The 20,435-nt window shown below is 45.6% G+C and carries 22 protein-coding genes and 2 tRNA genes; 14 read left to right on the forward strand and 10 right to left on the reverse strand.

Going from position 1 to position 20,435, the window contains the following annotated elements:
* Nucleotides 1-100 precede the first annotated feature (100 nt).
* Nucleotides 101-841 (reverse strand): dienelactone hydrolase family protein, encoded by a 741-nt coding sequence (locus tag RT084_RS02965; RefSeq protein WP_312384664.1) that lies wholly within the window; start codon nt 839-841, stop codon nt 101-103.
* Between the two features lie 204 nt (nt 842-1,045).
* Between RT084_RS02965 and RT084_RS02970 the strand changes: the two genes are divergently transcribed.
* From RT084_RS02970 to RT084_RS02985, 4 genes are all read left to right on the forward strand, one after another.
* A complete protein-coding gene (locus RT084_RS02970) occupies nt 1,046-1,519 on the forward strand; it encodes a YcgN family cysteine cluster protein (protein ID WP_312384666.1) in 474 nt (157 codons plus the stop codon).
* A gap of 156 nt (nt 1,520-1,675) precedes the next feature.
* Nucleotides 1,676-2,575 (forward strand): CBS domain-containing protein, encoded by a 900-nt coding sequence (locus RT084_RS02975; RefSeq protein ID WP_135887611.1) that lies wholly within the window; start codon nt 1,676-1,678, stop codon nt 2,573-2,575.
* A 52-nt stretch (nt 2,576-2,627) separates the two neighbouring features.
* The gene (gene lnt, locus RT084_RS02980) at nt 2,628-4,202 is read left to right on the forward strand and encodes an apolipoprotein N-acyltransferase (protein WP_312384668.1); all 1,575 of its coding nucleotides are present in this window, start codon (nt 2,628-2,630) and stop codon (nt 4,200-4,202) included.
* Nucleotides 4,203-4,348: 146 nt separating this feature from the next.
* The gene (locus RT084_RS02985; RefSeq protein ID WP_065253848.1) at nt 4,349-4,837 is read left to right on the forward strand and encodes a hypothetical protein; all 489 of its coding nucleotides are present in this window, start codon (nt 4,349-4,351) and stop codon (nt 4,835-4,837) included.
* Between the two features lie 74 nt (nt 4,838-4,911).
* Here the strand turns inward: RT084_RS02985 and RT084_RS02990 are convergent, their stop codons facing one another.
* The 4 genes from RT084_RS02990 to hisF all read right to left on the reverse strand — a co-directional run bounded on the left by RT084_RS02990 (nt 4,912) and on the right by hisF (nt 8,162).
* The gene (locus tag RT084_RS02990) at nt 4,912-5,439 is read right to left on the reverse strand and encodes a dihydrofolate reductase (protein ID WP_095356689.1); all 528 of its coding nucleotides are present in this window, start codon (nt 5,437-5,439) and stop codon (nt 4,912-4,914) included.
* Between the two features lie 43 nt (nt 5,440-5,482).
* Complete coding sequence (locus RT084_RS02995; protein ID WP_095356690.1) at nt 5,483-6,343, reverse strand: thymidylate synthase; 861 nt, start codon at nt 6,341-6,343, stop codon at nt 5,483-5,485.
* Nucleotides 6,344-6,374: 31 nt separating this feature from the next.
* Nucleotides 6,375-7,274 (reverse strand): prolipoprotein diacylglyceryl transferase, encoded by a 900-nt coding sequence (lgt, locus tag RT084_RS03000; RefSeq protein ID WP_065253968.1) that lies wholly within the window; start codon nt 7,272-7,274, stop codon nt 6,375-6,377.
* Between the two features lie 129 nt (nt 7,275-7,403).
* A complete protein-coding gene (gene hisF / locus RT084_RS03005) occupies nt 7,404-8,162 on the reverse strand; it encodes an imidazole glycerol phosphate synthase subunit HisF (RefSeq protein ID WP_036600629.1) in 759 nt (252 codons plus the stop codon).
* Between the two features lie 92 nt (nt 8,163-8,254).
* Between hisF and RT084_RS03010 the strand changes: the two genes are divergently transcribed.
* The 4 genes from RT084_RS03010 to RT084_RS03025 all read left to right on the forward strand — a co-directional run bounded on the left by RT084_RS03010 (nt 8,255) and on the right by RT084_RS03025 (nt 11,936).
* Nucleotides 8,255-9,238 (forward strand): homoserine kinase, encoded by a 984-nt coding sequence (locus RT084_RS03010; protein ID WP_312115265.1) that lies wholly within the window; start codon nt 8,255-8,257, stop codon nt 9,236-9,238.
* 3 nt (nt 9,239-9,241) lie between these two features.
* Nucleotides 9,242-10,009, forward strand: coding sequence for a DUF3800 domain-containing protein (locus RT084_RS03015; protein ID WP_065253845.1), 768 nt, complete (start codon nt 9,242-9,244; stop codon nt 10,007-10,009).
* A 138-nt stretch (nt 10,010-10,147) separates the two neighbouring features.
* Complete coding sequence (locus RT084_RS03020) at nt 10,148-11,032, forward strand: class II glutamine amidotransferase (RefSeq protein WP_312384671.1); 885 nt, start codon at nt 10,148-10,150, stop codon at nt 11,030-11,032.
* Nucleotide 11,033: 1 nt separating this feature from the next.
* Nucleotides 11,034-11,936 carry a histone deacetylase family protein gene (locus tag RT084_RS03025; protein ID WP_312384673.1) on the forward strand — a complete coding sequence of 301 codons (903 nt, stop codon included), beginning with the start codon at nt 11,034-11,036 and terminating at the stop codon, nt 11,934-11,936.
* A 90-nt stretch (nt 11,937-12,026) separates the two neighbouring features.
* On the opposite strand, the gene RT084_RS03030 is transcribed toward RT084_RS03025, so the two are convergent.
* The 5 genes from RT084_RS03030 to RT084_RS03050 form a co-directional block, all read right to left on the reverse strand.
* Nucleotides 12,027-13,169, reverse strand: coding sequence for an aminotransferase class V-fold PLP-dependent enzyme (locus RT084_RS03030; protein WP_312384674.1), 1,143 nt, complete (start codon nt 13,167-13,169; stop codon nt 12,027-12,029).
* A gap of 130 nt (nt 13,170-13,299) precedes the next feature.
* Nucleotides 13,300-13,788, reverse strand: a complete 489-nt coding sequence (locus tag RT084_RS03035) for a YchJ family protein (RefSeq protein ID WP_076774781.1) — start codon at nt 13,786-13,788, stop codon at nt 13,300-13,302.
* Nucleotide 13,789: 1 nt separating this feature from the next.
* On the reverse strand, nt 13,790-14,509 hold the full coding sequence (locus RT084_RS03040) for a metal-dependent hydrolase (protein ID WP_060996019.1): 720 nt from the start codon (nt 14,507-14,509) through the stop codon (nt 13,790-13,792).
* Between the two features lie 370 nt (nt 14,510-14,879).
* A tRNA-Glu gene (locus tag RT084_RS03045) sits at nt 14,880-14,955 on the reverse strand.
* Nucleotides 14,956-14,990: 35 nt separating this feature from the next.
* Nucleotides 14,991-15,066 (reverse strand) — tRNA-Ala (locus tag RT084_RS03050).
* A gap of 204 nt (nt 15,067-15,270) precedes the next feature.
* Here RT084_RS03050 and RT084_RS03055 point away from each other — a divergent pair.
* From RT084_RS03055 to RT084_RS03080, 6 genes are all read left to right on the forward strand, one after another.
* The gene (locus tag RT084_RS03055; protein ID WP_060994646.1) at nt 15,271-15,897 is read left to right on the forward strand and encodes a DedA family protein; all 627 of its coding nucleotides are present in this window, start codon (nt 15,271-15,273) and stop codon (nt 15,895-15,897) included.
* Between the two features lie 173 nt (nt 15,898-16,070).
* On the forward strand, nt 16,071-17,567 hold the full coding sequence (gene gltX / locus RT084_RS03060) for a glutamate--tRNA ligase (protein WP_313097613.1): 1,497 nt from the start codon (nt 16,071-16,073) through the stop codon (nt 17,565-17,567).
* A gap of 158 nt (nt 17,568-17,725) precedes the next feature.
* Nucleotides 17,726-18,241, forward strand: coding sequence for a 6,7-dimethyl-8-ribityllumazine synthase (gene ribH, locus RT084_RS03065; protein WP_007115135.1), 516 nt, complete (start codon nt 17,726-17,728; stop codon nt 18,239-18,241).
* 9 nt (nt 18,242-18,250) lie between these two features.
* Entirely contained in the window at nt 18,251-18,811 is a 561-nt protein-coding gene (gene nusB, locus RT084_RS03070; RefSeq protein WP_100274173.1) for a transcription antitermination factor NusB, read from the forward strand.
* A 54-nt stretch (nt 18,812-18,865) separates the two neighbouring features.
* Nucleotides 18,866-19,831, forward strand: a complete 966-nt coding sequence (gene thiL, locus RT084_RS03075; protein ID WP_312384681.1) for a thiamine-phosphate kinase — start codon at nt 18,866-18,868, stop codon at nt 19,829-19,831.
* 14 nt (nt 19,832-19,845) lie between these two features.
* Nucleotides 19,846-20,424, forward strand: coding sequence for a phosphatidylglycerophosphatase A family protein (locus tag RT084_RS03080; protein WP_312384683.1), 579 nt, complete (start codon nt 19,846-19,848; stop codon nt 20,422-20,424).
* The last annotated feature ends 11 nt before the right edge of the window (nt 20,425-20,435 follow it).

Genomic DNA, 20,435 nt, shown 5'->3' on the forward strand with positions numbered 1-20,435 from the left:
GACAACAGACTTAACAAAGCTGCACTCAAACTGGGACATAGACATAAAAAAAGCAATATCGTCACAGATATTGCTTTTGCTGTTAGGATGCAACTGTATGTTATACAAGATTGTCCCGCATAAACGCAATCATTTTATCCCAGCTGGCTTTTGCGGCATCCGCATCATAGCCCAAGTCCACGCCATTTTCTTCGGCGCGTTTGTCAGCATTAGGATTGGTAAAGCCGTGTTTGGCACCTTCGTACACATCGACTGTGTACTCTACATCGGCGTTGTCCAACTCTTTTTTTAGCCCTTCAATGGCATCCATTGACACCATGCTATCGGCTTCACCATGTGCCACCAACACTTTGGCGGTGAATTTGCCTTTTTGTGCCGGTTGTTTTGGGGCAGGGTTGCCGTGGAAAGTCGCCACTGCTTTGAGCGGGAAACCTTCACGCGCCATGTCTAGGGCGATTTTGCCGCCAAAGCAAAAACCAATTGCGCCAAGACGGTTTGTGTCAACAGCTTCAAGGTCAGTAAAGTCATCCATAATGAGTTTACAGCGCGCCATCAACATGTCTTGGTCGGCGAGCATTTGGCTCATCCATTCATTGGCTTGGGCGGCATCTGTGGTCAGTTTACCTTCGCCATACACATCCATGGCGACGGCAGCAAAACCCGCTTCGGCTAAACGCTCAGTGACTTTTTGTGGGTGCTCAACCACGCCCCACCATTCAGGCGCCACCAAAATCGCTGGGGCAGGATTGTCGTGGCTCGCTGATTCTGGTAGACAGACATAGCTTTTGAGCTCCACGCCATCGGTGGTGGTAGATTCGAGTTGTAAAATTTGAATTGGCATCATGGATCCTTATGTTATGGTAAATATATGATTGGTTGCTATTGTTATAAGACACTGGCGTTATAAAAACGCTGGATTCATACGCTAATGAGAGCGTGGCAAGTCAGTGCAACGGTTAATATAGGCACTACTGTATACTGAAATCATCGTATTTTCCGTTATAATACTGTCACTGTTTTATACAAGCCGAAAGTTGGAAACATAATGAGCCAATCTGTTACCTTACGCCCGCAATTTTGGGAGCGATTTTCGTTAGAACAATTGACCCAAGCTGAATGGGAAGCCTTGTGCGATGGCTGTGGGGCGTGTTGTTTGATTAAATTTAAAGACGATGACACCGATGAAGTTGAATACAGTGATGTCGCCTGTCGACTGCTTGATTGTGCCACAGGGGCTTGCCAGCATTACCCAACAAGGCGCGACTATGTGCCCGATTGCATCAGCCTAACCATCGATAACATTGGCGAGATGTACTGGCTACCGGCAAGCTGCGCCTACAAGCGCTTGTACTACGGGCAACAACTGCCAAGCTGGCATTTACTCCTCACTCAAGATGCTGCCGTGACACAAGCCATGATGCGCCAAAAAAATATCAGCGTGGCGGGACGCTGTCAGTCTGAAACAGAAGTTTCTGAGCTAGAGCAGGAAGAACGGGTGATTCATTGGATTCGCCAATAGCGCTTGGTTATTCGAGACTTTACTAGCACCGAGCAAGCTGATGGGTGAGTAAAATCAGCCAAAAAATACAATAAAATTAAGAAAAATACCATTGCAATCATCATGGGGTTAAGGTAAGGTAAAAAAATCTTTCGCCATATGAGGGTCTCGTCGGCTATGTCAGACGACAATTCGAGTTCACACCTGTCAAACAAACAGCAAAGCAGTAGCTGGTCACGCGGTCTGAAACGCTGGCTATCCACCGCCCCTGAAACCCGTGATGAACTAGTCAAATTGGTACATGATTCGCGTCGATTTTTGGCGCCCGACACCGTCGATATGTTAGAGGGTGTCTTAGATTTACCCGCCATTCAAGTGCGAGAAATCATGACCCCTGTCAGCCACGTTGCAGGCATCACCCAGCACCAAAACTTGCAAGACATCATGTCGCTCTATATGGAAACCGCCCACTCGCGTTATCCTGTATTTACCGATGACAACAAAGACACGGTGATGGGTATCTTACTTGCCAAAGATTTGATTCCATTTTTGGTCGCCAAGGCGCAAGGTCAAAATATTGACCATTTTAATCTTGAAGCGATTGTACGTCAGCCAATTTATATCAGTGAAACTGCGCGCTCTGACAACCTGCTGCGTCTATTTCAAAAAAACCAAATTCATATGGCAATCGTCATTGATGAGTTTGGGGTGACAGCAGGCGTGGTGACGATGGAAGACTTACTCGAAGAAATTGTCGGTGATATCATTGATGAGCATGACGACATCGAAGAAGATACCGATATCAATCATATAGTGCCTGTACCCAACCAGCCTGATACATGGATTGTGCAATCCATCACCTCAGTCTCAGACTGTAATGAACAGCTAGGTACCCATTTTGATAGTGAGGATGTCACCAGTATGGGCGGACTGGTCATGCAAGAGCTTGGCGAAGTCAATGAGGTGTTGGGTCAAACGGTCTTTATTGACGATTGTCGTTTGACGGTATTGTCAGCAGATGGTCGATTTATCCAAGAAATTGAACTGGTTAAAGGGTATAATCAGCTCGACGATTAGTCCAATTACTTATGTTTGCAAAACCGTTTAACCCTAAAGGCAATACTCGCCAATGCGTCTTACTACCCAGTCCCTAAAAAAGCAACTTTCTGTACAATCTCATCACGATAGTGCCAAATCTGCAAATACCAAACAGCCCCTGTTACCCAAACTGGTGCTGGCTTGGCTTGCGGGTGCGGCATTTGTCTTTGCGTTAGCGCCTTACAATTTTTGGATAGTGGCACTGTTGTCGCCACTGGTGCTGTATTGGCTGTTATTGCCCTCCATGTCAAATTGGCGGGCGTTTTGGCTCGGTGAAATGTATGGCATGGGATTGTGGAGCGTGGGCGCGTTTTGGTTGTTTACCTCGATTCATACCTACGGCGATACCCCTACCTTATTAGCTTTGCTGATGATTGGCTTTGTTGGCTTGGGGATGGGATTGTTTCATGGCGCCTTGGCAGTCATTTTTAATCGCTTTGTGGCAAAACAGCCGCTAAGCTTTGCGTCATTATGGGTGGTACAAGAGTGGTTAAAAACCTGGCTATTTACAGGTTTTCCTTGGCTATTCGTGGGCTATGCTTATACAGCGCAACCTTGGCTGACGAGCCTTGCCCCAATTTTTGGGGTGTTGGCGCTGAGCTTTGTATCCGTGTTCGTCTCAGCAAGTCTGGTGGAAGCGGCGCGAAAAAAATACCGTTTTTTAATTCCATCGTCTGTGATGTTACTGGCAAGCGTTGCGCTGTGGCTTATTGCCCCGCAATGGACGACCCCCAAAGGCACACCAAATCTAAAAGTTTCGTTAGTGCAAGGCAATATTCCGCAGGACTTAAAATGGCTGCAAGAGTACCAAATCCAAACGCTGGGTATCTATGCAGGCTTAAGTAAAACAGAATGGGGGCAGGACATTATCTTATGGCCAGAGTCGTCAATTCCGATGTTTCAGACCGACGCCATGCCCTTTATCAGCCAAATTGCTGCCCAAGCCCGCGAAAGCAATAGCGCATGGCTCACCGGTATTCCGTATGTCGATGTCAATAAATACGACCCAAAAGTTGATAAATACGAGCCATTTTACAACAGTGTGATTGCTTTGGGCGCCGATGCCAAAGGCTTATACAAGAAACAAAATTTGGTACCCGTGGGCGAATATATCCCGTTTGAAGGTATGTTAGATTGGGCATTGCCAAACTTGATGAGTGGCACCATGAGTTTTCGCAGTGGGTCTGCGCACCAAGCACCCTTGCAAGTCAAAAACCACCCAGTCGGGGTGGCGATTTGTTATGAAGTCGCCTATCCTGATACCACCCGCCGCAATGCCAAAAATACCGACTTTTTATTGACGGTATCCAATGATGCTTGGTTTGGCACATCGGCAGGTCCATTACAGCATCTACAAATGGTGCAAATGCGCTCGATTGAAACCGGTCGCTGGTTTATGCGCGCGACCAATACAGGCGTGACCGCAATCATCAATGATAAAGGCAATATTGTTGCCAAAGCGCCAGCCTTTGAACGCACGGTGCTACGGGGTGAGATCCAATCGCGCGTTGGTAATACGCCATTTATGCGCTGGGGTAGTTATCCTATCTTGGCACTGGCAGCGCTCTTGCTACTGATTAGTTGGCTGGTTCGTAAAACACGTTAAAAACCTTAAATGCAGTAAGGTTTTGTCACCAATTGCAAAAATTTAGTATATAATGGTTACAAAGTTCCGTATAATAGTTATAAATTAGATTTGAATTCATTTAGATTCAACAACTCTTGCCCCAATGATTTACAGTGAGGTTTACGATGGCTCATCATGAAGTCGTGGAAAACAATGTCAAAAAAGAACTTAGTTATTCTTTAATTGGCGTTTTAGCGTTTCTAGGCGTGGTTTTATTAATCCTTATTTCAGCAATTGTTCGCCCTGCTGGTAACCACGTTGACGTTGCAAAACTCAATGCTGAAGTAGAAGCCAAAGCCGCCGCATCTGCTGCCGCCGCTGCCAAACCAGCGGGTTCGACGCCTGCGGCAACCTCACCTGCGGCAGGTGAAACCACCACCGCCACTGCCAATGCAGACACCGCAACAGGTCCAAATGCCACCGTTGCCAGCCCAGACAATGCCTCTATGACGCCATCTTCTGCACCAACGGCTACGGCAAAAACATCGACCATTGAAGCGCGTAATGCCTCAACGGCTGAAGCCAAAGCAGAGATTAAAGCCAAAACAGGTGACACCCCAAATATCGCCCCACCTGTTGCTTCAGCGGTTAAATCTCAAGAACAATCAAAATAATACATTGATGTATGCACAAAAAAACCACGTTAGATAACGTGGTTTTTTTGTGCACTAAGTCGTCACTGTCAAGCTTAAGCTTTTTGGTAAGTGACAAACTGATAGCTTAACCCGCTTTGTTCATCCGTGAATTTTTCACTTTCTGATGTTTTGACAAAATCACTGGTAATCTCTGGATAAAACGCCGCTGCATTGTCAATCACAGTATCGACATGGGTGATTTCTAAGCGATCACTAAACAGTAGGGCTTGTTGGAAGACTTTTTCGCCACCAATTACCCAAATCGTTTGCAAACCTTTACCATGGGCGAGCGACGAGGCTTGGGTCAGTGCTTCATCTAGGTTGTGCATCACAATGACGGCATCATCATCTACTTGGTAGTCCAAATTGGTGGTAATCACAAAATTGGTACGGTTGGGCAAGGGTTTTGCGCCCATGGATTCAAAGGTCTTGCGACCCATAATCACGATACCGCCATTGGTATGTTTTTTAAAATGTTTCAAGTCCTCAGAGATATGCCAAGGCAATTGATTGTCTTTGCCAATGGCGCGGTTTTGGCTCATCGCCACGATTTGGGCGACTTCCACATTAGAATAACTCATGATTTATCCTTATTGCTGTGAGTTTTGGCATTGGGCTGCAAGCTTATACAGAGACTTCAGCCTTAATTGTGGCATGGCTTTGATAGTTTTCAATTTTTATATCGTTAAAATCAAACGCAAAAATGTCAGTAACTTCAGGGTTGAGCCAAAGTTTTGGTAGGGCAAACGGCTCGCGGCTAAGCTGCTCATGCACTTGCTGTAGATGGTTGTTATAGATATGACAATCACCGCCCGTCCACACAAACTCACCGACGCCAAGCCCGGTCACATGGGCTATCATGTGGGTAAGCAAGGCATAGCTGGCAATGTTAAAAGGTACACCCAAAAACAAATCCGCCGAGCGTTGGTACAACTGACAAGATAATTTGCCATCGGCGACAAAAAACTGAAACAGGGTATGACAAGGGGGCAAGGCCACTTCGTTGGCCTCCAAAGGATTCCAGCCAGAGACAATCAAACGGCGCGAGTTTGGGTTGTTTTTGATTTCATTGACCACCCAACTGATTTGGTCAAAACCGTCTGAATGGTAGCTGCCGTCCGCTTTTTTGCTTGCCCCGAAGTTGCGCCACTGGTGTCCGTATACCGCGCCAAGTTCGCCTTCAGGCTTGCCAAAACGGGCAGTTTGCTCGGCGGTTGCCCATTCATTCCAAATGCGTACACCATTGTCCTGCAAGTATTGGACGTGGGTATCGCCTTTTAAAAACCAAAGCAGCTCATAAATCACGCTTTTGGTATGGATTTTTTTGGTGGTCAGTAGTGGAAAACCCTCATTCAAATCAAACCGCATCTGCGCGCCAAAATAGCTGATGGTACCCGTACCCGTACGGTCGCCTTTTTGTATGCCGTTGGCTAGCACCAGTTTAAGTAAATCCAAATAGGCTTGTTCGTTCTTTGACGTAATCATGGGTGATGAGTTCCTTGGTTAGTTTTCTTTGTTAGTCCACATTCTTTTGACTGCCCCAATCATAGATTTGGTTTTTATACGCCCAAATCAATAAAACCAAACCACCGATAATCATCGGTAGGCTTAAGATTTGCCCTTTTGTCATCCACCCTAATAAAATAAAACCTTGGTCAGCATCAGGTTGGCGGAAGAATTCGGTAATAAAACGTGCAATACCGTAGCCCATCACAAACAAGCCACTAATCGCCATACGCGGACGCGGCCGACTGGCAAACCACCAAACCAAAACAAACAGTACCACGCCTTCGGTAAAAGCCTGATACAACTGTGACGGATGGCGGGGAAGTAACAAATAATTGTTGCCATCAATCATAAAGGTTTGCGCAAGGCTTTGCAGGGCAGGGCTTTGTTTGAGCAGTTCATTGTCTTCATTGACCGCTTGCGGGAACAGCATCAGCCAGTTGTAACCACCGTCAGACACCCGACCCCACAATTCGCCATTGATAAAATTGCCAATACGCCCAAACAGTAGTCCGGTTGGCACGCAGGGAATAATAAAATCTAGCACATTCCAAATGTTCTTTTTATATTTGCGGGCAAAAAATAGCATTGCGATGGCAACACCCAAAAATCCCCCATGAAACGACATACCGCCTTGGTTGATTTTGAACAAATACATCGGATTGGCTAAAAATTCGCTTAATTGATAAAACAGCACATAGCCGATACGACCGCCTAGAATCACGCCCATCGCCCCATAAAATACCAAGTCAGCGACCATGTCGGCATTCCAGTCTGGGCGTGATTTAGTGCGATACCAAGCCAACGCATAAGCGGCAGCAAAAGCCAGTAAATACATCAGCCCGTACCAGTGGGCTTGGATAGGTCCCAAATGCAGAGCGACAGGATCCCATTGCGGGTGAGTTAAAATTAGTGGAAACATGGCAATTTAGTCATTATCGAAAATGCCAATATCATAGCAGTTTTGGCTAGTTTGGGCTATTTTTTGTTGTGCGCTTTTAGTTATTACCAACGGCTATCGTTCTCACAAGGCGCACCGTTACAAACGCATTTCAATGCCTTGCTGTGCCATAAACTGCTTGGCTTCCCCCACGGTATATTCGCCAAAATGGAAAATACTCGCCGCTAGTACCGCATCAACACCACCTTGCAGCACCCCATCTGCCAAGTGTTGCAAATTACCGACGCCACCCGAGGCAATCACTGGCACATTTACGCTATCGGTAATGCGCTTCATCAAGGCGATATCATAGCCGTTTTTGGTACCATCTGAGTCCATCGAGGTCACAAGCAGTTCACCCGCCCCAAAACCTGCCATTTTTACCGCCCATGCCACCGCATCAATGCCAGTCGCTTTGCGTCCCCCATGGGTAAAGATTTCCCATTGATTGTCACCCACTTTTTTGGCATCAATCGCTACTACGATACACTGACTGCCAAAACGTGCTGCCGCTTCACCGACAAATTCAGGGTTAAAAATTGCCGCCGAATTAATTGATACTTTATCCGCGCCCGCGTTTAGCAAGTGACGAATGTCATCGACTTTACGCACCCCACCGCCCACGGTCAGCGGTACAAATACGGTTTCTGCCATGCGTTCTACTGTGTGATAAGTGGTGTCGCGTCCATGATGGGTAGCGGTGATGTCCAAAAAAGTGATTTCATCCGCGCCCTGTTCGTTGTAGCGCTGCGCCACTTCAACAGGGTCGCCCGCGTCTTTGATGTCGACAAATTGCACACCTTTGACCACCCGACCATTGTCAACATCAAGGCAAGGGATAATTCGTTTTGCTAACATATTCGATTTCCTTCTATAATAGCCGTAAGTTTATCAAATTTACTTTGCCATTACCGCAGTTTTATCGGTGTGCTGCGCTTCAAGGATGCCTTATGTCTGTATATACCCAGTTGACTGACCAACAATTCAGTGATTTTTGCCAACAATTTGGCGTGGATTTTGCCAAAGCCATACCTATCACACAGGGTATCAAAAACAGTAATTGGTTTATTGAAACAACCACGGACGAAGCCGGCGAGCCGTCTTATGTATTTACCTTGTTTGAAGAACGCAAACCGCATGAAATTCAAAAAATGGCGATTATCCTAAACCGCTTAAAAGACCAGCTACCCGTAGCCGCACCGCTAGCCGCCAAAAACGGCGAGTTTTTGCTGTATTTTGACAACAAAGCCATTGTAGTGTCACCAAAACTCTCGGGCGGTCACCCGAAAGCAACCACACCTGATATGTGTCGTCAAATGGGCGAGGCTTTAGCCGTTCTTCATCAAACCTTGCAAACCTTGACCCCTGCTCAAAACTATGGCGTTGAGTTATATCCTTGGCATCTGGTGCGTGACCGTGAAACCAAGTTTATGCCAAGCGATGAAGCCAAACTGATGAATGATATTTGGCAAGCCTACGAAACTGTAGCGAGCAAAAATTTGCCAACAGGTTTATGTCATCTAGATATGTTTGCCGATAACACGCTGTGGGATTTTAGTGATGAAACCCAGCCAACACTCACAGGTTTGCTTGATTTTACCGAAGTCAGTGTTGAACATTTTGTGATGGATGTGGCGATTACCATTAATGATTTTTGCACCACTTGGGGTAACGCCAATGATGGCGAAGCGGTGAATTTTGATGACGCCAAAATGCAAGCGTTTTTACAAGGGTACGAGAGCAAACGCGCTTTGAGCGATGATGAGAAAGAGGCATTGCCGATTATGCTTGCCATGGCGGGCGTGACGTTTTGGCTGCTGCGTTTGAATGTGATTTATTATAACCGTCAGCAAGGTCGTACGGGCGATAATATTATGGTGAAAAATCCTGATTTGATGAAACGCTTGGCGGCATACCATTGGGCGAGAAAATAACAAATGTATATTGTTTATGTTGATGAAAGTGGTGATATAGGATTACAAAATAGCCCTTCTAATTATTTTTGCTTGAGTGCAATCATTATTCATGAAAGTAAGTGGGACCAAACCTTGAATTCAATCATTGACTTTAGGCGGTTTCTGAGAGAAAAATACGGGTTCAAATTACGTGAAGAGATTCATTGCTCACATTTTATTCACAAACCTGCTGAGTTCCAACGAATCGCCAAATCCATGCGTTTAAGATTATTGAGAGATGTAATTGATTTTCAAGCAAATTTATCAAACTATCAAATCATCAATGTAGTGGTAAATAAAAAGAATAAACAAATAGGCAGTGACATTTTTAATTTGGCATGGCAAACTTTAATTCAACGTATTGAAAATACATTGCAGTATCGAAATTTTATTGGTTCAACGAATATTCAAGATACTGCCATGTTATTTGTTGATAAAACTGATGAAGTCAAGCTAAGAAATCTCACCCGAAAAATGCGGCGTTATAATCCCGTTCCTAACAGCTTTAATCTAGGTGCTGGTTATCGTATCTTACCAACTAAACTAATTATTGAAGACGCAATTCATAAAGATTCTGCACATTCTTATTTTATTCAGTTAGCAGATGTTAATGCATATTTTCTCAGTCAAAAGTTTCAACCAAATCAGTATATTAAAAGAAAAGGTGGTAAAAATTACCTTGACCGCTTGCAACCAGTATTATTTAAACAGGCAAGTAAGAAAGATTTACTAGGAATTGTTATTCGCTAAAAAAGAAAGGTTCAGCTTTCGCTGAACCGATGAGTCCTACTGTAAAGTCTAGCTTTAGGTCAGACTACATCGTTATGATAGCATTTGCTATGAAATAGTTCAAGGAACTAAACCAAATATTACAAAAAGTGAATTTTAATGTGCCAATTATTAGGAATGAATTGTAACACACCCACCGATATTCATTTTAGCTTTGCGGGGTTTCGTCAGCGAGGCGGGCAGACCGATATCCATACCGATGGGTTTGGTATTGTGTTTTTTGAAAAAAATCCCGACCCATCACAGGGTAATCGTAAAGCTGGGGTACGTCAATTTCACGATGACAAGCCAAGTTTCTGCTCACCGGTGGCGGATTTAGTCAACAGTTATCCGATTAAGGCGATGAATGTAATTAGCCATATTCGAAAAGCCACGCAAGGCACAAATTGCTTGGCTAATACCCACCCATTTGTCCGTGAGGTATGGGGCGAGGAATGGGCATTTGCGCATAATGGGCAATTGCAGATGGATTTTATTGACCAGCTCAGCCCTGTGCCCACCCACTATCAGCCTGTAGGTACAACCGATTCGGAGATGGCATTTTGTTATCTGCTCAATCGCCTCAAATCACAATTTAGTGAGCCGCCCAGTGACGAGGTGTTATTCCAGTTTTTGACCACGATTTGTCGTGAGTTATCGGCGCTGGGCTTGTTTAATTGTCTCATTAGCAATGGTGATTGGCAGTTGGCCTATGCAGGGAGCTTGCTGTTTTTTATCACCCGTAAAGCGCCATTTGGTGAGGCGAAACTCGCTGACAGTGAGCTGGCGATTGATTTTAGTGAAGTGACTTCGCAGACCGATAAAGTGACCTTGATTACTACCATTCCTTTGACTTATAACGAACACTGGCAACAGCTGTATGTGGATGAATGTTTGATGTTTCGGGATGGCGATATTTTATTTAAAGATACCCCTGATAATCCGATCTGCTTAACCATTGAAGAAGGCATTGCCATCGCCCGCAAAGTAGGGGCGAGCTTATAATATGATAAAAGTCGCTTATTCTGATATTTTTAAATATGACGTCCCCGAACGCCATCGTTTCCCTATGCAAAAATATCCAATGATTGCGGCGCGGTTATTGGCGGAGGGTACATTGACCCAAGCCAATTTTTTTGCCCCGCAGCGATTGAGCGAAGACGAAATTCTCACCACACATACACAAAGGTACTGGCAGCATCTAAAACAGCAAACATTGCCTGCCAAAGACGCGCGCGCCATCGGCTTTGAGATGACGCCAAGGCTCGTTGAGCGGGAACGCGTGATTGCCCACGGCACTTATGAATGTGCGTTATTCGCCAAACAATTCGGTGTCGCGCTCAATATCGCAGGCGGTACCCACCATGCGTTTGCCGATCATGGGGAAGGGTTTTGCGTGTTTAATGATGTGGCGGTGGCGAGTAATTTATTGTTGGCACGTGGACAGGCGACCCAAATTCTGACCGTGGATTTGGACGTCCATCAAGGGAACGGTACAGCGCATTTGATGGCAAATGAACCTCGGGTATTTACCTTTAGCATGCATGGCGCAAAAAACTATCCGTTTCGCAAGCAAGCATCTGATTTGGATATTGATTTGCCAAACGAGACAGGGGATGACGCGTATTTAGCCATATTAATGGAGACGCTGCCCAGACTTATTGCAAAAGTGAAACCCGATATGCTGTTTTACCAGTCTGCTGTGGATGTGCTCGCCACCGATAAGCTCGGTAAACTTGCGCTCACCCGTGACGGCTGCGCCAAGCGCGATGCGTTTGTATTTAGCCAAGCCAAAGCCCATCGGATCCCAGTGGCGGTGGTGATGGGTGGCGGTTACTCAGAAAACATCGACGATGTGGTGGAAGCCCATTGCAATACCTTTCGCATGGCAAAAAGGCTGTATGAGTGAGTGTTAAGAGATAAAAAAAGCCCTGTTTCACAGAGCTTTTAAAATAAACCGTGGTTATGCTAATAAATGCACTCACACGTACGCTGATAATTAAGCTAATACTTTCTCAAGCGCTTGCTTAAAACGGCTGACGGTACCGTCAATATCCGTCAACTTATCCAGACCAAACAGACCTAAACGGAATGTTTTAAAGCTGTCAGGTTCGCCAACTTTCAGTGGGACGCCGCCTGCAATTTGTAAGCCTTGGGCGGCAAATGCTGCACCTTTGTGCATATCATCACGCTCAGTATAAACCACAATCACACCCGGCGCTTGGTAGCCTTCAGCTGCGACGCTGATGATATTGTGTTGATTGAGGACAGAGAGCACTTTTTGACCCAATTCAAATTGGGCGCTTTTGAGTTTATCAAGTCCAATCGCTTCGGCTTCTTTGACGGTATCGCGGAATTTGGTCAGCCCATCGGTTGGCATCGTCGCATGATACGCATGACCGCCATTTTCATAAGCGCGCATGATAGTGAGCCATTGTTTGAGATCGAGCCCAAAACTGGTCGATTCGGTGGCTTCTACTTTGGCAACGGCTGTTTCATTCATCATTACTAGCCCCGCACATGGCGTGCTTGACCAGCCTTTTTGTGGCGCAGAGATGAGCACATCAATGCCCAACGCTTTCATATCAAGCCATGCACAGCCGGATGCGATACAGTCGATGACCAGTAAACCACCGACACTATGCACCGCATCGGCAAGTTGTTTGATATAGTCATCGGGCAGCATCAAGCCTGCCGCGGTTTCGACATGCGGGGCAAATACCACCGCAGGTTTTTTAGATTGAATCTCAGCAACAGCCGTTTCGATTGCCACTGGCTCAAACTGCTGTTGTTGCCCAATTGAATCGCTGTTGTCACCGATGTGTGCGGTCAGGACAGTCACGTCATCCGTGATACGACCTTTTTCAAGGATTTGCGTCCAGCGAAAACTAAAAAAACCGTTGCGGATGATGAGCACTGTTTGGTCGGTGGCAAGCTGGCGCGCAACCGCTTCCATACCGTAACTCCCTGTACCCGGCACGATTGCCACCGCATCGGCGTTATACACGTTTTTTAAGCTTGTGGACAAATCATTCATCACGGTTTGGAATTTTTTGGACATGTGATTGAGCGAGCGGTCGGTGTAGACCACAGAGTATTCTAATAAACCGTCTGGATCAATATCTTGGCGTAGCGCTGGCATGGGACTCTCCTTTAATATCGTTGTCTTATCGCAAAATCGCAAATAAAATTAGTCTAGCAAAAAAGCCCTTTTAAAAAACAAAAAAATTGTAGAGCGGTTGTTAAAGTTTTTGTTATCAATGGTGCAGCGATTAAGCCAAAAACTGTCCGCAGCAGCGTTTGTATTTCTCACCACTGCCGCAGGGGCAAGGTTGCTTTTGGGTGACAGGCATGACCACTGTCGGATCTAAAAAATACCAACGGTTTATGCGACCGCTGGGGATGTTGACGAAGGTAGAAAGTTCATGATGCGCATCCTTGCCAGTGATTGAGTGAAAGAATGCGTTAAATTCCACTTGAGCGTGGCGTTTGCCAATTTTCGGCGTGTGTTTGATGACTGCTAACCCTGCCCAATCGGTCTGCTGCGCCCAGTCGCTAATGGCTTGGGTATCGAGTAACGGCTGCTGAAAAGGCGCGGTGGTGGCAACGATATATTCGATATGTTGAAGCACAAATGCTGCGTACCGAGCGCGCATTAGCTGTGCTGCGGTATCGGCGGTTTTTTGCCCCACATGCAGGGGCGCACAGCAATCAGCATAAGACAGTGTAGAGCCGCACGGGCAAGGTGATGTATGTGTCATGTTAATGAATGTTCGGTAGGTTGATGGCGGTAGGCAAGATATTTTTCTTTAAAATAAGCCAACTAATCGGGTCTTGTAGCGTCTGCCAAAATACTTTAAACGGCGGGGCAAACACAATCAGGGCAGCCAAGATGGCATATAAGCCCAAATACCAGCCTATTTGATCGAATTTAAACACTTTAAACGCGGTACCAAAAGATTTTTTGACGCTCAGCCCTAACAGGTTGACGCTAAACATCTCATCTAACAGCAGATGAACAATGGCGCCAAACATCAAAAACAGCCCTAAAAACCAACTGATAACAGCGCCTTGCTTAAAGCCATAAAAGCTGGCGTACACGAGGGTCATCGCCATAATCCCTAGATAGGGAATCGAGTGCACGATGCCACGATGCACCGTCAATTTGCTATATAAATTAAACACACCGTAGCGCATCAACAAATAAGATACTAACCACAATACAGCCAATGCAACCAACGAAAACTGCCCGACACACAAGATAACAATAAAAAATGCGCTCAACAGCGATATGACATTAAATCCTACGGTCGCGGGTACCGAGTGATCCAAATCAATATCGGGCAGCAAGCCACCAATGGTACCAGCCACCACACACATCAAATATTCAGGCGCGGTCAGCATCCCTGCCTTATAAATCACCAAGCCAGTGACGCCACTTGCGACAAAAGCCACGCTTATGTGGGTGTTAAAATTTGCCATAGTCTTCGCCCAGTTTCCCAATAGCTTAAAATCAGCGAGTCAAAACTCGAATGGTAAAATTTAGTGGCTCAAATCAAGTAGCTAGAATCAAGTAGCTCAAAGCAGATAGCCAAAAAATCATTTATCACATACGCAATTGCGCTCAATTATATGCTAATTTTGATGACAAAGCGTCAACTGAGCGCAAGGAAAATTGATTTTGTGGGGTGGGCGCATGCGACATGGAGAAAAGCAAAACATTGTAAGCTATGTAACCTATTTAACCTAGGATGTGGCAAGGCAACACTAGATAGCAAAAACGCCTAAGACAAACAGATAGCAAAAACAAAAAAGCCATCGTCCGTCAGACAATGGCTTTTTTTAAAATAAGTGGCGTCCCCACGGGGATTCGAACCCCGGTTACCGCCGTGAAAGGGCGATGTCCTAGGCCTCTAGACGATGGGGACGCAATCGCACGAGGTGCTCTAAGCAGACTTAATAGTGGTGGAGCTAAGCGGAGTCGAACCGCTGACCCCTTGCATGCCATGCAAGTGCTCTACCAACTGAGCTATAGCCCCATTTTTGGGAATTATTTAGACTGCTTTGCCTAAGAGTGCGCGTATTTTATTGAAAACTGATTTTGCTGTCAAGATGATTTTTGCCTAAAAACACAAAATTTTTACCTATTCTTGCTATAATGATGCCTGGTTAATATTGCCTTCATATAACGACTGTAGATTAGTTATATTTTGTTGTTTTGTCTAAAATTATAAGGATAGCCCATGTGGTTGGTGAATTTTATTTTGCATATCGGTGATCATTTACAAGAGCTGGTCAACAACTATGGCAATTGGATTTATGCGATTTTGTTTGCTATTGTGTTTTGCGAGACGGGTCTGGTGGTGTTGCCATTTTTGCCCGGGGATTCGATGTTGTTTGCGGCAGGCACCATTGCTGCAGTGGGTGATATGAATATCTTTGTGCTGATTGGTTTATTGATTGTGGCGGCAGTATTGGGCGATTTTGTCAATTTTGAGATTGGCAAACACTTTGGGCAAAAGTTATTTTCCAATCCCAATTCCAAGATTTTTAAGCAAAGCTATTTGCAAAAAACCCACGATTATTATGAAAGATACGGCGGACGCACCATTATTATTGCCCGTTTTATTCCCATTGTACGCACTTTTGCACCGTTTGTAGGTGGGATGGGTAACATGAATTATGCCCAGTTTGCTCGCTATAACATCGTTGGCGCGGTATTATGGGTGGTATCTTTTACCACGCTAGGCTATTTTTTTGGTCAATTACCTTTTGTCAAAGAACATTTTTCGTGGATTATGATTGCCATTATTGTGTTTTCGGTAGTACCAATGATTGTCGAAATCATTCGCCATCGTAAGGATAAATAATTGAATTAGTGTTCAAAAATAACGCTAAATGCCAAAGTCAATCTAGCATTTAGCGTTGTCTTCCAAATTTAGATTTTATCAGCCGCACATCATCGCTAGGATTCAATTTATAAAAATTCGATAGTCGGCTATAATAGCCGCTAATTTGAAATTTTTGTAAAATTGAGAAATCCATGTCAAAAGTCCGCACCCGTATTGCCCCAAGCCCCACAGGCTTTCCCCACGTTGGCACCGCCTATATTGCGCTATTTAACCTTGCCTTTGCCAAAGCGCATGGCGGCGATTTTATCCTGCGCATTGAAGACACCGACCAAACGCGCTCCACCACGCAATCTGAACAAATGATTTTGGACGCCCTGCGCTGGGTCGGTCTTGACTGGGCAGAAGGTCCAGACGTCGGCGGTCCACATGCACCGTACCGCCAAAGCGAGCGTAAAGACATCTACAAACAATACGCCGAAGAACTGTTGGACAAAGGTCATGCATTCCGCTGTTTTGCCACAGCCGAAGAGTTAGATCAAATGCGAGCCGAACAAATGGCGAGGGGTGAGACGCCAAAATATGACGGTCGCTATGCAAATCTTTCCCGTGAACAATCGGACAAGCTCGCCGCCGAAGGCAAGCCATTCGTCATTCGTATGCGTGTGCCAGACGAGGGTGTCTGCAAATTTGACGATATGCTACGTGGCGAGGTCGAGATTCCTTGGTCACAAGTGGATATGCAAGTGCTACTTAAAACCGACGGTCTACCGACCTACCACTTGGCAAACGTGGTCGATGACCATTTGATGCAGATTACCCACGTCATCCGTGGCGAAGAGTGGATTAACTCTGCCCCAAAACATCAATTATTGTATAAATATTTTGGTTGGGATATGCCAGTACTCTGTCATATGCCACTGCTCAGAAACCCCGACAAATCCAAACTATCCAAACGCAAAAACCCAACGTCTATCACCTATTACCGTGATGCAGGTGTATTGCCAGAAGCCTTGCTCAACTATTTGGGACGGATGGGCTACTCCATGCCAAATGAAGCCGAAAAATTCACCTTGGATGACATGATTGCCAGTTTTGACATCAAACGGGTGTCGCTTGGTGGTCCGATTTTTGACGTGGAAAAACTCACTTGGCTCAATGGCGAATGGTTGCGTTCACTGTCACCCGAAGCCTTAAAAACCAAAATTCTTGATTGGGCAAATGACAGCGACAAACTCACCGCCATTGCCAAAGCCATTCAGCCACGCATTAACTTGTTGTCAGATGCGGTGAATTGGTCGGGCTTTTATTTCCAAAACTTGCCAACCATTAGTGAGGTGGATTTTGAGCATAAAGTGCTATCCACGGAGCAAACCGTGGAGATTCTACAACTTGCGCAATGGCAGTTAGAAACCCTGCCTGTATGGACGGAGGAGCATATCCAAACGGTATTGTCTGGCTTGGCAGGCGAGATGGGCATTAAATTACGTGATTTTATGTCACCATTTTTTATTGCCATCGCAGGTAGCAAGTCAAGCACGCCTGTGATGAATTCAATGTATTTGATTGGGGCGGATATGACATTGCAGCGCCTGCGTCATGCCATTGAGGTATTGGGTGGTGTCAGTAAGAAAAAAGCGAAAGAATTGGAAAAACGCCATAAAGCATTGCCAAGCTTTTTGACCCAATAACCTTAATTGTTTTGTATAAAAGTCCGTCGCTATGGCGGATTTTTTATTTTAATGGAAGTAACCTAGGGTCATGCTAAATAACATGAATAAACCTAACAAAAATGGTATCATACCTAGCAAAATCAGATTCTAATTTTTACAATTTAAAGGTAATCATCATGGCAAATCTTCAAAACGAACTCGCCCAAGTACAGCATATCAGCGGTGAATTACACACCAATGCCCACGCCAAAATCGGTATGGTGGTAGGACGTTTTAACAGCTTTGTGGTAGAAAGTTTGGTCAGCGGCGCGATTGATACCTTACTGCGTCATGGTATCGCAGGTAGCAATATTACTGTCGTGCGTGTACCGGGTGCTTGGGAAATTCCACTGGCGGTTGCCCGTATGGCCCAAACCGATAAATTTGACGCTATCATCGGTTTAGGCGCGGTGATTCGTGGTAGCACGCCGCACTTTGATTTTGTCGCTGGTGAATCTGCCAAAGGTTTGGGCGCGATTGGGTTGGATTATGACGTGCCTGTTATTAATGCGATTTTGACCACAGACAGCATCGAACAAGCCATTGAACGCTCCGGCACCAAAGCAGGTAACAAAGGCTCAGAAGCAGCCATGGTCGCGCTTGAGATGATTAACGTGTTGGGTCAAATTGACGCACAAATGGCTGGTGAATAAGGTAGCGATATGACTGACAATTCAACCCACACTACACCAGAGCAGGCGAGTCAAGACAACGCCGTCAATTATAAAACCAGCCTGACCGCGATTCGTAAAGCACGCCGTTTTGTGGTGCAAGGGTTATATGAATGGCTGTTGACAGGCAACCCATCGCACGAAATTGAAGCGCATACCCGCAGTGAGAATGCCATGCACACGGTGCATTTGGGCTATTATCACGAGCTACTTAGCAAAATCATTGAGCAAAGCGATGACTTAATCGCCTATATCGACAGCCTACTTGATCGCCCTTGGACACGTCTAGATAAAGTTGAGCAAGCGGTACTGCTTGTCGGTGCGTATGAGATGAAGCAGCACTTGGAAGTGCCTTACAAAGTAGTGATTGATGAAGCGATTCAGCTCAATACCCATTTTGGCTCATCAGATGGCTATAAAATGATTCATGTGGTGATGGATAAAATCGCCAAAGACGCGCGTATGCCTGAAGTAGAGGCAGATGCCAAAAAAGCCAAAACAGAGGATGCGCCGCAGCCGCCATCGCAAGCGACCACTGAAGAAGAAAAATAATACCGTAAAGGGCGTACTTGCTACGCCCTTTTATGCTCGATACGGATGGCTAAGATGTCCGAATTTTCTTTGATTTATCAATATTTTCAACACTGCACACGCCAAAATCCTTTGACCCAAGTGGGTATCGGGGATGATTGCGCGATAAGCAGCATGCCAAGCGATTGCGAACTGGTGAGCTGTATTGACACGCTGGTTGCAGGTCGACATTTTCCCTTATCAACATCCGCTTATGCCATCGGCTATAAATCGGTCGCGGTCAATTTATCCGATTTAGCAGCGATGGGGGCGACGCCCTATGCGATATTGCTGGGTATTAGCTTGCCTGCTAAGCTTGCACAGGATGACTGGCTCAAACCATTCACCCAAGGCATCGCGGACATTTGCAACCGATTTGATGTCGAGCTCATCGGTGGCGATACCACCCAATCAAACACCTTAACCATCTCTGTCACTGCACTGGGTTTTGTGCCAACTGGGCAAGCTATTACCAGAGGGGGCGCAAAAGCCGGTGATATCATCTGTGTCAGCGGTGAGATTGGCTCAGCAAGTTTTGCCTTACAGCAGATTTTAAACGCTGAAGAATCTGAGCCGCACAATATTGCTTTACAACCAATCGCTTTACAGCCGGCACTCGATTTACCTGTTCCGCAAGTTGAGCTCGGGCAAAAATTACGTGGGTTTGCCCATAGCATGATTGATATTTCAGACGGGCTAGGGCAGGATTTGGGTCATATTCTAACCGCATCACAGGTGGGTGCGGTGGTTGATTTGGCCAATATTCCAACGCATCCACGATTACAAGCCTTACCAAATGCTGATAAGTGGCAACATCAGCTCAATGGCGGTGATGATTATCAGCTGTGTTTTACCATCAGTGAGCAAAATTTTGTCAAATTTAATCAACAATTTTCGGATAAAATTTTTGCCATTGGCAAAATTGTCACAGAAAACGGCTTGACGCTGACTTATAATAACCAACCAATTGAATTTTCAATCACTGGCTATCAGCATTTTTAGCCAAAGAACTTCCTATGACTCAACTGCACAAACCCGACGTCCGTAAAGCCAATGTTTGCCCGCCTTGTCCACCAACCGCAAGCGTTTGGGAAAAGCTGATTTATTGGCTCGGTATCGGCTTAGGCTCAGGATTGCCAAAGCGCGCTGCTGGGACGTGGGGCACGGTGGGCGGACTGGTGGTTGCCATTCCGATGTTATGGCTTGGCTTTTGGGGGTTTTTGGCGGTGACGGTGGTGGGCGCTCTAGTCGGTAGTTATATCTGCGGTAAAACCTCTGATTTGATGGGTGTACACGATGACCCGCATATCGTATGGGATGAATGGGTCGGCATGTGGGTGTCACTCTTGCCAATTTTGTGGCTGCATTTCTACGATGATGGTTTATTGCAAGGTCATCAGTTAAGTTTACTGCTACTATACTTTGCTGCATTTGTCGCGTTTCGTTTTTTTGATATTTTAAAACCCTTTCCGATTAAATGGGTGGATAAAAATGTAAGCGGCGGTTTTGGTATTTTGATTGATGACATTTTGGCGGGGCTGATGGCAGGGGTTGTGCTAATAGTCTTTGTGAGTGTGCTCGTTACTTATGTTTAATCTGTTGTATC

Source organism: Moraxella sp. CTOTU48717, from assembly GCF_032057165.1.
Taxonomy (GTDB): Bacteria; Pseudomonadota; Gammaproteobacteria; order Pseudomonadales; family Moraxellaceae; genus Faucicola; species Faucicola tetraodonis.